Below are 15,434 nucleotides of genomic sequence, written 5' to 3' on the forward strand. Positions count from 1 at the left end.
CGAAAGCGCATGAATAACAACACCCGCAAAAGGATGGGGATCGAGCGTCGTGCACTGCCTGGTGCCGAGCGATGCGTCGGACCGTCCTGCGTTTGCCATTAGAAAAATCAGCGAGGAACACTCCATGCTCGAAGTCATCAACGACTTCCTCTCAGGGAAAGTACTGATCGTGCTCATAGTCGGGCTCGGCGGTTATTTCACGATCCGCTCGCGTTTCGTGCAGTTGCGTCACTTTTTCCACATGTTCTCGGTGTTTAAAGACAGCCTCAAGAGCAGCGCCGGCCAACTCAGCTCGTTCCAGGCGCTGATGCTCAGCCTGGCCGGCCGGGTGGGTGCCGGTAACATCGCCGGAGTCGGCATTGCCGTGACGTTGGGTGGCCCGGGTGCCGTGTTCTGGATGTGGGTCACCGCGCTGGTGGGCATGTCTTCGAGCTTTATCGAGTGCTCCCTCGGCCAGTTGTACAAGCGCACCGACGCTGAAGGCACCTACCGTGGCGGCCCGGCGTATTACATCCAGCACGGCCTGCAGAAACGCTGGCTGGGGATGGTCATGGCGTTCCTGCTGCTGGTGACCTTCGGCTTTGCCTTCAATGGCCTGCAAGCCCACGCTGTAACGCACTCGTTGAATAACGCGTTTGGCCTCGACACCACCTACACCGGCCTGGCGCTGGCGGTGTTGCTGGGCCTGGTGTTCATTGGCGGGATCAAGCGTATTGCCTCGATTGCCGACCTGCTGGTACCGGTCAAGACTCTGGTGTACATCGCCGTGACCCTGTACGTGATCGTGCTGCAATTCGACCACGTACCGGCCATGCTCGCGACCATCGTCAAGAGCGCGTTCGGCCTCGACCAAGCCTTCGGTGGCCTGGTGGGCAGCGCGATCATCATGGGTGTAAAACGCGGCGTGTTCGCCAACGAAGCAGGCTTGGGCAGTGCGCCTAACGTGGCGGCAGTGGCGTCGGTAGAACACCCTATCGCCCAAGGCGTGGTGCAAGCGTTCAGCGTGTTCCTCGACACCTTCGTGATCTGCACCTGTACTGCGTTGCTGATCCTGCTGTCGGGTTTCTACACCCCAGGCTTTGAAGGCGACGGCATTGCCCTGACCCAGAACTCCCTGGCGGCGGTGGTGGGTGACTGGGGCCGCATGTTCATCTCGGTGGCCCTGGCGTTGTTCGTGTTCACCTCGATCATGTACAACTACTACCTGGGCGAGAGCAACCTGCGCTTTCTGGTCGGCAATAACCGCAAGGTGCTGATGGGCTATCGCGCCTTGGTGCTGGTGCTGATTTTCTGGGGCTCGATCGAGAACCTGAGCACCGTGTTCGCCTTCGCCGACATCACCATGACCATGCTCGCGTTCGTCAACCTGTTTGCCCTGGCGTTCCTGTTCAAGATTGCCATGCGCATCCTCAATGACTACGACAACCAGCGCGCAGCGGGCATCAAGACCCCGGTGTTCGACTCCAGCCAGTTCCCCGACCTGGACCTGGACCGCAAGGCATGGCCAGCCAACCCGGTGAAAACCGAGGCGGCTCCGGCAGCTGAACTGAGCGCTCAAGCGCAACGTTAATCACGGCTAGATGACACGCCGCCCGGCCTTGGGCATGCTCTGGGCCCGGCGGCGTTTTTCGTTCAGGAGATTTTCGATGCAATCAGCTAACAACGTCATGGTGCTCTACACCGGTGGCACCATCGGCATGCAGGCCAGCGCCAATGGCCTGGCGCCCGCGTCTGGTTTTGAAGTGCGTATGCGAGAACAGTTTGCCGACGCAGACCTGCCCGCGTGGCGCTTCCGGGAAATGTCACCACTGATCGACAGCGCCAACATGAACCCCGCCTACTGGCAACGCCTGCGCAGCGCCGTGGTCGAGGCGGTAGACGCCGGCTGCGATGCCGTACTGATCCTGCACGGCACCGACACCCTGGCCTACAGCGCAGCGGCCATGAGCTTCCAGCTGCTGGGCCTCCCGGCGCCGGTGGTGTTCACCGGTTCGATGCTGCCGGCCGGTGTGCCCGACAGCGATGCCTGGGAAAACGTCAGCGGTGCGTTGACGGCCTTGGGCGAAGGCCTGAAGCCGGGTGTGCACCTGTACTTCCACGGCGCGCTGATGGCGCCGACTCGCTGCGCGAAGATTCGCAGTTTTGGGCGCAACCCGTTTGCCGCACTGCAGCGCAACGGCGGTGTCGCCCTGGCAGACAGGCTTCCCGCCGCGCTGGCCTACCGCAACGACAAGGCCCCGGCCAACGTTGGCGTCCTGCCGCTCGTTCCGGGCATTGCTGCCGCGCAACTGGATGCATTGATCGACAGCGGCATCCAGGCATTGGTACTCGAATGCTTCGGCAGCGGCACCGGGCCAAGTGAAAATCCGGCCTTCCTCGCCAGCCTGCAACGTGCGCAGGATCAAGAGGTGGTAGTGGTTGCAATCACCCAATGCCATGAAGGCGGCGTGGAACTGGATGTCTACGAAGCCGGCAGCCGCCTGCGCAGCGTGGGTGTACTGTCCGGCGGCGGCATGACCCGAGAAGCAGCCTTCGGCAAGCTCAACGCCTTGATCGGCGCGGGGCTGGACAGCGAAGAAATCCGCCGCCTGGTGGAATTGGACCTGTGCGGCGAGCTGAGCTGACCGGCATGTAAATTGCTCCACTTCCAGCCATCCCCTGGCTGGAAGTTCCCATGCTGCATTCCCACCTCACCACCCTCAATGCCGTGTCCCTGGTGCTGCGTACCTTCGAGGCCGAAGGCTTGCCCCATGAAGCATTGCTGGCCGGCAGCGGCATCTGTGCGGCGGATTTGAGCCGCGCCGACACGCGTATCGCCACACATCAGGAGATGCAAGTGTGCGCCAATGCCGTGGCCCATCAGCGTGATATCGGCTTGATCGTTGGGCGGCGTATGCATGTTTCCTCGTACGGCCTACTGGGCTATGCCCTGCTCACCAGTGCCACTTTCGGTGACGCTTTGCGCCTGGCCCTGCGGTATCCGGCGCTGTTGGGAACACTCTTTGAACTGAGCCTGGACGAAGACGGCGAACGCATCTGGTTCACGGCCGGCGACTACCGCGAAAACCCGGCACTGACTGCCTTCAATGTCGAGCTGTGCCTGGGATCACTGAAGGTCATTTGCGACGACCTGCTCGGCCATCCCCTGCCGTTGTTGGGCGCTCGGTTCGAGCACGAGGCGCCGGATTATCAGGCCCGCTACGCCGAGAGCTTCGACTGCCCGCTCCAGTTTCAGGCTATAGCCAACGCGTTCGCCTTTGATAAACGCTGGCTCGCCCAACCTTTGCCCCTGGCCGACGCGGTCACCCACCAGGCCATGGTCGAACGTTGTCGCAAACAGAACACCGAATTCACCGGGCGCGAGGCCTGGCTGGGGCGAATCCGCCAGTTGCTGGCTGCACAATTGCACGCCGCACCTGGGCTCGATGGCCTGGCCCAGCAGATGAACTGTTCGGCGCGCACCCTGCGCCGGCACCTGCACAACCTGGGTTGCAGCTATCAGGAACTGCTCGATGAGCTGCGCTTCGAACGCGCCAAACAGTTGTTGGCTAACGACCTGTGGCCGATCCACCGGATTGCCGAGACGCTGGGGTTCAGCGAAACGGCGAGCTTCAGGCATGCGTTCGTGCGCTGGAGCGGCGTCACGCCGAGCCAATTTCGAGCATGACGCGCCAATAAGGGGCGAATTGCGGACACACACTTTGGCCATATTTATCTCCTTTTGGCCGCTCCTGTCGTTCTCATAAAGCGCGTGCGCCGCAAGACTGCACTCACGAATACAGCCTGCGGAGAACAACAAATGCTGACGATCTACTCGGACGATCACCACCTGCACCATGGCCGCTGTGAACTGATGGACGGGCAACTGATGCCCTGCTTCGAAATGCCCTCGCGTGCCGATCACGTGCTGCAACGGGTCAAGGACCGTGAACTGGGCCCCGTGCAGGCCCCTCAGGACTTCGGCCTGGCGCCGCTGCAACGTATTCACAGCCGTGACTATCTCGACTTCTTCAAAGGCGCCTGGCAACGCTGGACCGAGTACGGCCAGGACGGCGACCTGTTGCCCTACACCTGGCCCGCTCGTACGTTGCGCCGTGTGCTTCCCACCAGCCTGCACGGCCAATTGGGCTATTACAGTTTCGATGGTGGCGCGCCGATCACCGCCGGCACCTGGCAAGCGGCCTACAGCGCGGCGCAAGTGGCCCTTACCGCGCAGGCCGCCATCGCGCAAGGCGCCCACAGTGCCTTCGCCCTGTGCCGCCCGCCGGGGCATCACGCCGCCAGCGATTTGATGGGAGGTTATTGCTACCTCAACAACGCGGCCATCGCAGCCCAGGCATTCCTTGGTCAAGGCTGCAAAAAGGTCGCGATCCTCGACGTGGACTACCACCACGGTAACGGCACGCAGTCGATTTTTTATGCGCGCAGCGACGTGCTGTTCACCTCGATTCACGGCCATCCGGAGGCAGAATTTCCGTTCTTCCTTGGCTACGCCGATGAGCATGGCGAGGGCGCCGGCGTTGGTTTCAACTTCAACTATCCGTTGCCGGCCGGGTCCGGCTGGCAGGCCTGGAGCGCGGCGCTGGAACAGGCCTGCGCCGAGATCGAGCGCTACGCCGCCGATATCATCGTGGTGTCCCTGGGCGTGGACACGTTCAAGGACGACCCTATCTCGCAGTTCAAGCTCGACAGCCCGGACTACCTGGCCATGGGCGCGCGCATTGCCCGTCTGGGCAAGCCCACGCTGTTCGTGATGGAAGGCGGCTACGCGGTGGAGGAAATCGGCATCAACGCCGTCAACGTGCTGGAAGGTTTCGAGGAAGCAGCCCAATGAACATACTCAAGTCGCTCGCCCTGTGCGCCGTGGTTGTCAGCGGCGCAGCCCAGGCCGAAGAAAAAACCCTGAAGGTCTACAACTGGTTCGACTACATCACGCCCAAGGCGCTGGAAGACTTCAAGGCCCAGCACCCGTCGATCAAGCTGGTGTACGACATCTTCGACACCAACGAAGCCCTGGAAGCCAAACTGCTCACCGGCAACTCCGGCTATGACGTGGTGGTACCCTCCAACGTGTTCCTGGCCAAACAGATCGAAGCCGGCGTGTTCCAGCCCCTGGACCGCAGCCAACTGCCCAACTGGAACCACCTCGATCCCAAGCTGATGAAGCTGATCGAGGCCAACGACCCCGGCAATCAATACGCCGTGCCCTACATGTACGGCACCATCCTGATCGGCTTCAACCCAGCCAAGGTCAAGGCGGCCCTGGGCGACAACGCCCCCGTGGACAGCTGGGACCTGATCTTCAAGGAAGAGAACATCAGCAAGCTCAAGCAATGCGGCGTCGCGCTGCTGGACTCGCCCTCGGAGATCCTGCCCCTGGCGTTGCAGCACCTGGGCCTGGACCCCAACAGCAGCAACCCCAAGGACTACGACAAGGCCGAAGCGCTGTTGATGAAGATCCGCCCGTACATCACCTACTTTCACTCTTCCAAATACATGGCGGACATCGCCAATGGCGATATCTGCGTGGCGGTGGGCTACTCCGGCAGTTTTTCCCAGGCCGCCAACCGCGCCAAGGAAGCCAAGAATGGCGTGACCGTGGATATGCGCTTGCCCAAGGAAGGCGCGCCGATCTGGTTCGACATGCTCGCCATTCCCAAGGGCGCTAAAAATCCGGGCGACGCCTACACCTTCATCAACTATTTGTTGCAACCCGACGTCATCGCACCGGTCAGCGATTTTGTCGGTTATCCCAACCCGAACAAGGACGCTACCGAGCGGGTCGACCCGGCCATACGCAACAACCCCAACCTGTACCCGACCGACACGGCCATGACCACGCTCTACACCCTCAAACCCCTGGACAGCAAAGCCGAACGCGCCAGGACAAGGGCCTGGACCAAGATTAAGTCCGGGAGGTGAAGCGCTGTACTGGCGTACGTGCATTTAACAGCAGGCCTATGTAAGCACCGCCTACCTGTCTGGCCGAGCCCTAGCATGGAAATTCCGAACCTATACCTCGGGCTATCTCCATCAACCGGTCAGACAGGGAAGCCACTCTATGACCTCACCCGCTGCAAATAACCACACGAACGCCAAACGGCTGGATGAGCGCTCAGCGCTGTTCACCCAACTCTATGTCGGCCCTTCATTCAGGGAGACCGCATCGGCTCTGTTGCGCCAGTCACTTCGGGAACAGTACCCGACGCTGGATATCAACCCGGACATCGCCATGGTCGGCACGCCGACCTGGCGACTGATTGACGACGAGATTGTCGCGGGGCCCACGGAATATCAGGCACTCAGCGACATCCTCGCTCAACAGGCAGTTCTGTCAGTGCCGACCCTGTACATCGAGGGCGAACACTTTCTCACCCAGCAACCGATCGTCGAGCCGACGGTTCACTTGCCCGTGCGTATCTGTGAAATCGCCAAAACCCTCAACCTGCTGGCTCCTGTCATGCTGCGGGCCTTCCAGCAACAGTTGGTCGCCTACTGGAATCAAACCAACGGCAGCGGCCCCCATTGGCACGAGTTGTCGAGCATGTTGCGGGCAGTCTGGAATGTCGAGACCGCAGACGACTGGAGCGCCACCGAGTGCGCCATGGCGCGCACCCTGTTCACCCACCCCGATAAAGCCGACAGGAAGGGCAAAGACCCTTACAACCTCAAGGCCTGCCTGATCGATATCGACCGCGTCGACGCTGACCACGTGACGCACCAGAATGAAGTGGTGATCGCGGTACTGCTCGGCGAACATGAAGGGCAGCGTTCGATCCTCATGTATTCACTGCTCAAGGGCTATGAAAAATTTTCTTCGCTGGAGCACCTGGGCAATTCATTGTCGTTGCACCTGCCAGCCTCTGCTTCGAACCAGGAAATTCATTGGCGGCTGTTCGAGCCTGATGGCGACTTTTTTGATCATCAGGCCTGCGCAATGGTGTCCGTGCTGGTCGAGGCCGTGGGTGCAATCGACTTCTCGGACCTGCGCCAGACCCATAACGCCGATGTCGTCCTCGGCACGCCGCCAGCCATCGCCCCGCTTGCCCCTGAAAAGGGCCCAGGGCTTGCCTGGTATCAGAACCAGTTGCCCGACTGGCTGACGAAGGCGTCCGTCGCCGACCAGAACTTCTTTGCCCGGCACTTGAAGGACCTCGCCGCCCTGCACAACCAGAACGCCGGCCGCTCTTACCTCGACGACGTTCCCTCCATCGAGGCTTACGCGTTGAAGGTGATCAAGGCGCAAATGATCAAGGATCATCCTGCCAGCGCCAACGTTCCCTTGGATAAAATCCGCCTGACGGTGAAAAGCCCGGTCATCTGGGGCACCTTCGTGGTGCCGGGTCAGTTCGAAACCACCTCTTTGAGCGTGGTAGAACTGGCCTTGCAAAACCTGATTGCGCTGCCGACCGGCAATCGATCTGTCGAGATCGATAAGGGGTTCAGCCTGCCTGGATGGATGACCTCAGGCTATTTTGTAGACTTGGTCACCGATGCCGATATCGGCAGTGCCTATCCCGCGTTGATCAAACAAAAACTGCTGGACGACCCGCAGGAGTCATTACGCCGTAAAACCCTCTATAGCCAGCACCTGCGTATCCAACTGCCTATGCAGGCCTTGCAAGCCAAGATTCGCCAGCAAGAAGGCATTGACGAGCGAGGCTACCGCTATGTGGCGGCGGTGTTACAAGACGAGGCCACTGACCGCCAGGTTGACGGGCAAACCATTGTGCTCAGGCCATTGGCGTTTCGGCCCCTGCGGCGCGCGGAAGCGACATTGGACACCGTTGCCAACATGTACGTGATCGGCCCCGAGGACCTGACGGCCGGCCCATGCCTGTTGTATCGACCGATGTTCACACCGCCCCTGATGCAGTTCCCGACTCCGGCCAATCTGATCTATGGGATTTCGCAATCGAGCACCCTGCGCGAGTCGGTACTGGCCTGGCTACCGGATGCGGTGCGTAACGACTACGCCAATTACGTATTCCCCGGCGCACTGCCTACGCCTTGGCAGGTGGCCGATTACCTGATCGAGCCTGACAAACTATGGACCATGAGCGGCCCCATGGCGCTGGGTGAACAAGTGCTTAACGGCGACCGATTTTCCACTCTGTTCAAAGCCAACGCCAATGCCTTGATCGAACTGTCGGATCGGCAATCGGTTTCCAATGCCGAAAACCGTTGGGCCACGTTCAAGCAAGCCGGCTGGCTGATATTCAACGCCGTGCTGCCCTTTCTCGGTCGTACCGTGGGCACGGCGGTGTGGATCTGGCAGGTGGTCGATCAACTGCAGAACTTTATCGAGGCCCAGGAGCACGGTGAGCAGCAAGCCGAGTGGTCGGCGCTCAGCGATGTCCTGCTCAACCTTGGCATGGCCATCACCCTGCATGTCGCCAGCCGCAGCCACCGTCCAGGCTACCCACGTAAGGCCCAGCCAACCCTGCCGCAGCCGACAAGCGCCACGGACGTCACCGTCAAACAACAGCCGTCCCTGACCCAGGCGTTGGCGTCCAAACATTCACCTCACTTGCACATCAGTGGCGCAATCAAGCGCGCCCCTGGCGAACTTGCCACCCTGCTCGACAGCTTCAAAATCAATAAGCCCGACGGCCTGGGTCCCGCTGAAAGCGCGGCAGGCCAGCACCAGCACCTATTCCGGCATGCACAGCGCTACTACGCCCCCGTGGGGGAGCGCTGGTTTGAGGTGAACACCGATGACGATGAAACAGTGGTCATCATCGACCCCAAGCAACCGGAGCGCACAGGCCCGACGTTGATTCACAACGCCCAGGGCCAATGGTTCATCGACACGCGTCTGCGTCTGCGCGGCGGCGGCCCGAAAAAACAACAGCAAAGGTCCAAATCCGAAGCGGACGTCAAGACAGTGGAAGCCCAGCGGCGATTGTCAGAATTTGAGCGAGACAAGAGCGCCACGCAATTGGAGATACAGGCGGCCCGCGCTGAGATGGAGGACCCCCAGGCCAGCACTTCGGCCGATGCCCGCCGTGAGATCTACCTGCAAAAGCTCGAGGCCCAGCGAAATAACTACGAAACGGCGCTGCAACAACTCAAGATCTTGAATGTGTTTGCCCCGACTGCGAATTATCAAGAGCAAGTCGTGCGCTACGTCGGCGCCCAGTTGGACCTGACGGAAACCGGTATACGCGAAGCTCAAGTCACGTTCACACCGAAGCTTAAAACCGTGCTGGACCAGATTGAGCGCCAGGCCAGCCATCCCGAGGAGCGTCATATCGAGGACGCCCAAACCTCGACCGAGATGAGCCAGGACATGATCGCACGCCTGAACTACACAGAGTCGCGGTTCGCTCAACTTAGAACGATGGGGCGATCCGGCTTCAAGGCTATCTGCCAACACCGCAAAAGCTTGCCGATTTACACGGCCCGCGACCTCAGGTTCCTGCAAGTGACCCTGGCGCGCAATCTGTGCGTGGACGAAAACAGCATGACCACGGCTCCGGATGCCTGGAACGCCATCGACCGTATTGTCGACAGCGCCAATCTGTCGATTCAGACCTTGCGTGAAACCCTGTTCGAACGCAGCGAGTCGCGTCTGGACGAACGCATCGAAACCGTGGGCAGCCTGGTCGAACAGTTCAATGTCCTTGATGAACGCCTGCAGGACTTTCCAGCGGAATTTACCAACGTTGCACTGACCACCCCCCTTACGCGCCTGCGTGAAAAAATCCGCAGCTTCTACAACGAAACCGTTGGCCACCTGGAGCTGCTGCACAGTGACCGGGACGCCATCAGAAACCGGCCAACTCCGCCGCCGACCCCGCCTAAAGCCAGGAAAAAAGTCATTTATACGCGTTACAACGGTGTGCTGGTCGGTGACCCACGCCTGTCAGCAACAGGCGAGGAAACCGGTCTGGTAGATATCAGATCTCCACTGACTCAGGACATCATGGCGACCTTCCACGAAAAGCCCGCAGGCGTCTGGGTACAGCGCGTAACGCCCGCCGAAACACAACCCAGTGTTGTCGTGGACGTTGCCACCCGCATCAAACAGGCACAGGACCTGTTGGATGCACTGGAGACTTTCAAGCAGCGGACCGCCGAACAAGCGGCCAAGCCGGAGCGCACGGCCATCGGCATAGAAACGTTGTTTCACCAGCACGCATTGGCGCTGGAACAGGCGTCTTCGAATATTAAAGAGGCCCTCACCCAAGGCAACGCAACCGAGAGCCACAAGGACTCGGCTGCGCTTGTGGACAGAAAGCTCAACGAGGCGGCCCAAGCCCTCTACAAGGAGGCTTCACGCTACAAGTCGTTGTTGTTCAAAAAGCATCCACCCACCGTGCATGCTCTGGAATGGCTGCTGAAAAACCAAGAGGTCGTCATCAAGAAAACCGTCACGCGGCGACGGCTCAAAGGCCCGGAGAAGGACTATCTGGACGAGTACACCATCCACAACCGCGAAGACCATAGCGTGCTGTGGTATGCCCACTTTCATTACTCAACCGACTGGGTGCCCGCCAAGGCATTCCTGCGCGCGCGCCTGAAAACCCCGCAGGAGCACGCCCGTGGCGCGGAGTCCGACACCCTCAACGGCCTTGGCGAGAAGCAGAAAACCGCGGTGTATCTCAGTGACATCAATCTAGACCAGGCCCGGCGGTTGTTTTTCACGGTGAAATGACTCCCCCTGAGGCGGGGGCGTTCGCGCCCTCGACTCATGACCGCAGCCAGCCGCAGCGCGACGTATCTACCACCCCTGCGGTAACGTCGCTCGCTACCTTGCGCGTTCCTTAAAGCCCGTACGGGCCATTGAATGCAAAGGAGCTGCGCATGCCCAATGACACTGTCAACAATCACCGTCCACCTACTACCTATGAACTGCTGACCCAGTTAACCAGTGGCCCCACTATCCGCGAAGTGGCCGCAACGGCATTGCGCTCAGCTATCAAGGCGCTATATCCCACGCTGGATATCGAACCCGACCTGGCCATGGTCGTCAGCCCTCAATGGGTGGTGGTCGGCAACGACGTCGTGCGTGCGCCGGCCACTGTCGAATCGCTCACCTCAGTGCTGGCCCGCCAGGCACTGTCCAGCGAGAGAGTGACCTATATCGACGGCCAACATTTCCTCACCTTGCAGCCGTACGCTCTGATTCCTGTGCATCTGGCAGTGAAAATCGATGCCATCGCACGCCTGATCAACGAGCTATCCGACCTGCTGTTCACTGCATTCCAGGAACAGCAACTGGACTTCTGGAACGCGTCCAATGGCACCACCGGTCCGCGCTGGCAATCCTTATCCAGCACACTGAGGAAGGTGTGGAACATCACCGAAGAGCAAGGCCTGAGTGAGCACGAAAGCGCGATGGCACGTGCATTTTTCCAGGAACCCGACCTGGCCAGACGCTCGCTGAAAGACCCTTACAAGACCCACGCGTACCTGGTCGACGTGGACATTCTTGAAGCCGGCCGGTCCACCCATGCCAGCTTCCTGGATATCACCGTATTGGTGGGCGAGCACGCCAATCGCCCGATGATCCTGACGCACTCGTTGGTGAGCGGGTATGAAACGTTCGAGTCACTGGCACAATTGGGTGCCGCGCTGCCTGCGCGAATGAGTGCGCCCGCCAGCGACGCCACCTTGCAATGGCGCTTGTATGAACCCGACGGCAACTTCTTCGATACGCTGGCCTGCAATCTGATCTCGTTGCAAATCTACGCCATAGGCAGTTATGGCGAATCCGGCCTGAGTAACCTGGCCGAAGCAAAGGTGCCCGCGACCACGGTTGCCCGCATCGTGCCCAGTATCGAAGAAATGAGCGATCACCAGCTGTCGAATATCCGCGATATTCACCGACAACTTCCAGACTGGCTGGCTTCGGCAACGGACTCCGATATCGCCGCCTACGGCCGCTATATGATCAACCTGGCCCAACTGCACAGCCATTATCACGGCGAAACGTTTCAGGACGGCATTCCAGCCATTCGTGACTACGCCCGGACACAGCTGCAAAACCTTATCCGCTCCCCCCAAGCGGGGGCGCGCCTGAACCTGGATAACATCGAAATCGTTATCGAGAGCCCAGTGCTGTGGGGCACGTTTATCGTCCCCGGAGCCGTGGACACCACACGACGCAGCCTGATCGACCTGGCCTTGGAAAACCTCACCGGCCTGCCCACCGGCAACGTGACAGTGCACTACAACGGCAGGGGCGGTGACGTGCCCGCATGGCTGACCTACAGCTACCTGAAAGACGTGATCGAGGACATCGACATCGGTCAGCGCTACCCCGCGCTGGTCAAACAGCAACTGCTCGATGACCCCACCCAGTCGAGTCACCGCCAACAGCTCTACATCCGCCACCTGCAGATTCAACTGCCGTTGCTGGCCCTGCAGATGAAAATCCGCAGCCAGGGCGGCTTCGATGAGCTGGGTTATCGCTACGTCGCCGCCGTCATGCATCCCGATGAACATGCGCGCCGTGTCGACGGGCACCCCATTGTCATCCGCCGCCTGGCCTTCGTGCCCAGTCTGCGCCCCGGGCCTGAGCAAGACGTGGTCACCAATATGTTCGTGATTGGCCCGAAGCATTCCGGCAACGGTCCCTGCGTACTCTATCGGCCATTGCTGGAGCCGGCCCTGATGCAATTTGCGTCGCGGCAAAACCTGCTCTATGCCATCAAACATGAGCGCTCCTTGCGCGAGTCGGTGTTGGCCTGGCTACCTGAACCGCAAAGATTCAACTACGCCCAATACGTTTTCCCCGACACCCTTCCTTCGCCCTGGACCGTGGTGCGCGCACTGGTCGAACCGCTCACCGTGCTGTACATGAGTGGCCCGGTGACGTTGAGCGATGAAGAAATGGGCAATGACATTTTTGCCACGCTGTTCAAGGCCAACGCCAATGCCATGGTCGAGTTGGCGACACGCCAGTCGGTGTCCAACGTACAGAAACGCTGGGCGACCTTTCGACAGGCCGGCTGGCAAATTTTCAACGCCGCCCTGCCCTTCCTGGGCCGCACCCTTGGCATCGCCGCTTGGGTCTGGCAAATCATGGACGACCTGCAGGCCGCTGAGGAGGCCGTGAACAAGAGTGACCAGCCCGCCTCCTGGACAGCGTTGGTGGATGTCTTCCTCAACCTCGGCATGGCCCTAACGCTGCACATCGCCCTGCGCCACCCTCGAGCGTCCAAGCGATCCGCTTCCCCCAGGGTCGGCACTGAACCCACGAAAACGACGATTGAAACGGTAGGCAGGCCGTCCGTTACCGAGAAGACATTTACTTCAGTCCAACAGGCCACTATTTCCGACAGCCAACTTTCAGCCAAGCATCAAGGCCCCATGCACACTCGCGGAGCCCTCAGTCACAGCCGCCTCGGACTGGCCAAGACGCTCGACAGCTTCAAGGTCGCCAAGCCCGAAAAACTCGGTGAACAAAATAAAAACCCCGGTCACCATCTCAATCTCTATCCGCTTGCAGATAAGTGGTACGCACCGGTCAGCGAGCGTTGGTTCGAGGTCACGGTGGATGACAACGACAGCGTCGTCATCATCGACCCGAAGGAACCTTCGCGTACCGGCCCACCGCTGATCGGCAACCTCGCGGGGCAATGGTTTGTCGATGTCCGTTTGCGGCTACGCGGCGGCGGTCTTCGAAACCGGCGGCGTGCGGTCAAGATCGATCAGCCGGCGCGCATTGCGGCACTTATGACTCAACTCAACGCCTTCGACGCGGTCGCCGCCCGCCAACAGCTGGACGTGCTTGAGGCAAAGCCTGCGCTGGACGCTGCCCCTGGCCCGTCCACGGACCTGCGACGTACAACGTTCATCGGTAAAGTCGACAGCCGGCTGGCGGCGTATGACGAAGCGATCAGCCAACTGAAGTCCTTGAGCATCATCGACACGGTGCCCACCTACCAGAGCACTATGAGCGGTTACCTGAAACAGCAATTGCAACTGACTCAGATCGCTTTGGAGCAACAAGTGGTGAGTTATAGGGAGGCCCTGAAGTCGTCGTCCCCAATCCTCGACGCCGAGGTGGACATCGACTATAAAAACCAGGCTCGCAGCGCCCAAGACCTGTCCACCCTGAACCAGGCAATCATCAAGCGCCTGCAGTTCATCAACGACCGTTTCAACGATCTCAGAGCATTGGGAGATGAGGGTGCAGCCGTCATTCGTAAAACCATCGGGGAGTTGCCACAGCTGACCCTCACTGAACTCAAATCCCTGGAGATCATCCTGGGCCGCTACTTGTGTATCGATGAAGAGCAACGCCAGATCCCCGCCACGCTGCGCGAGCGGATGGGCCAGATCGTCGATAGCGCCGAACTGAACGTCGAGAGTTTCAATGAGATTGTGGAACGCGGTAATGGCGCATCGCTGGATGAGCGCATCGATGTACTCAACAGCCTGGTAGAGCAATTTTCCAGTGCCGACCAGCGCCTGCTCGATCTTCACGCCGATTACCCACAACACTTGCACAAAAGCCGCCTGGAAAGTTTCCGCCAACAGATTGGCGAGTTCAGCCAAAGGGCCGTGCACGACCTGGCGCAATTGCTGCGAACGAAGAAAGCCCTGGAGCCCAAGCCCGGCAGCTCGAAGACCGAGCCCCGCCCGCGGCGCAAAGTAATCAAAACACGCCATCACGGCTTGGTAATGGGTGAACCGCGTGAAACCGACAGTTCCCTGGTAGACGTCAGGGCCGGCATGACCGGCAAGGTGATCGCCACATTCCATGAAAAGTCGCCAGGGGTGTGGGTCACACGGCACAAAACTGCGCTGCACCCACCCGTGCCTGTTTCGGTGGACCTGGACACCAGCATCAACGCTGGGCAAACGCTATTGGAGGGCGAACACGCCGAAATTCGCAAATACAAGGGTTTCTCAACAAAGCCCTGGCATGCTCCGCAAGACATTCAAGATATGTTCGATGACTATGCGAAGACGCTGGAAGACGCGTCAAAGAACATCGAAGAAGCGCTGACCCAGCGCAATCTCACAGAAAGCGAACATACCTCCGCTGCTGTGACCAATCGTCATCTCAAAGACGCGGCACAACGTTTCTATCGGCAGGGCAAAGAAACCTACATCGACATGATCAAGCGCCAGCCCCCAACCGCGGAACGGGTGAACTGGCTGCACAGCCAGGGGCTGATCACCATCGTCAAGGTCATCACTCGGCGTGCCCTCAAGGGGCCCAGAAAGGACTTTCTGGACGAGTACGAGATTCGCGATAACGAGAATGGCACGGCGCTGTGGTACGCGCACTTTCACTATGAAACCAAGAACGCTGCATTGGGGAATTTCACCAAGGATCATCTCAAGACCCGCGAACAACATCGGCTCGGCGGCGCCCACCAACGTACCGGGCCCAGTGACTGGGACATCATAGAAATCCACCTCCGCAGTATCGGTGAGCAACTGGCCAAGTCGCTGTTCTTCAAGAACTGATC

At 59.9% G+C, this 15,434-nt stretch carries 7 protein-coding genes; all 7 read left to right on the forward strand.

Features of this window, described 5'->3' with window-relative positions; genetic code table 11:
• Window positions 1-124 precede the first annotated feature (124 nt).
• Window positions 125-1,570, forward strand: coding sequence for an alanine/glycine:cation symporter family protein (locus JMV15_RS07020; protein ID WP_019818140.1), 1,446 nt, complete (start codon window positions 125-127; stop codon window positions 1,568-1,570).
• 76 nt (window positions 1,571-1,646) lie between these two features.
• Window positions 1,647-2,624 carry an asparaginase gene (locus JMV15_RS07025; RefSeq protein ID WP_019818141.1) on the forward strand — a complete coding sequence of 326 codons (978 nt, stop codon included), beginning with the start codon at window positions 1,647-1,649 and terminating at the stop codon, window positions 2,622-2,624.
• Between the two features lie 50 nt (window positions 2,625-2,674).
• A complete protein-coding gene (locus JMV15_RS07030) occupies window positions 2,675-3,667 on the forward strand; it encodes an AraC family transcriptional regulator (protein ID WP_014720537.1) in 993 nt (330 codons plus the stop codon).
• Between the two features lie 132 nt (window positions 3,668-3,799).
• On the forward strand, window positions 3,800-4,834 hold the full coding sequence (locus tag JMV15_RS07035) for a histone deacetylase family protein (protein ID WP_014720538.1): 1,035 nt from the start codon (window positions 3,800-3,802) through the stop codon (window positions 4,832-4,834).
• Window positions 4,831-5,922 (forward strand): polyamine ABC transporter substrate-binding protein, encoded by a 1,092-nt coding sequence (locus JMV15_RS07040; RefSeq protein ID WP_019818144.1) that lies wholly within the window; start codon window positions 4,831-4,833, stop codon window positions 5,920-5,922. The genes JMV15_RS07035 and JMV15_RS07040 overlap by 4 nt, the downstream gene beginning before the upstream one ends.
• Window positions 5,923-6,061: 139 nt before the next feature.
• Window positions 6,062-10,660 (forward strand): dermonecrotic toxin domain-containing protein, encoded by a 4,599-nt coding sequence (locus JMV15_RS07045; RefSeq protein ID WP_038452016.1) that lies wholly within the window; start codon window positions 6,062-6,064, stop codon window positions 10,658-10,660.
• Between the two features lie 149 nt (window positions 10,661-10,809).
• Complete coding sequence (locus JMV15_RS07050) at window positions 10,810-15,432, forward strand: dermonecrotic toxin domain-containing protein (protein ID WP_201491325.1); 4,623 nt, start codon at window positions 10,810-10,812, stop codon at window positions 15,430-15,432.
• Window positions 15,433-15,434: the final 2 nt, after the last annotated feature.

It is taken from the genome of Pseudomonas paracarnis, from assembly GCF_904063055.1.
Lineage (GTDB): Bacteria > Pseudomonadota > Gammaproteobacteria > Pseudomonadales > Pseudomonadaceae > Aquipseudomonas > Aquipseudomonas paracarnis.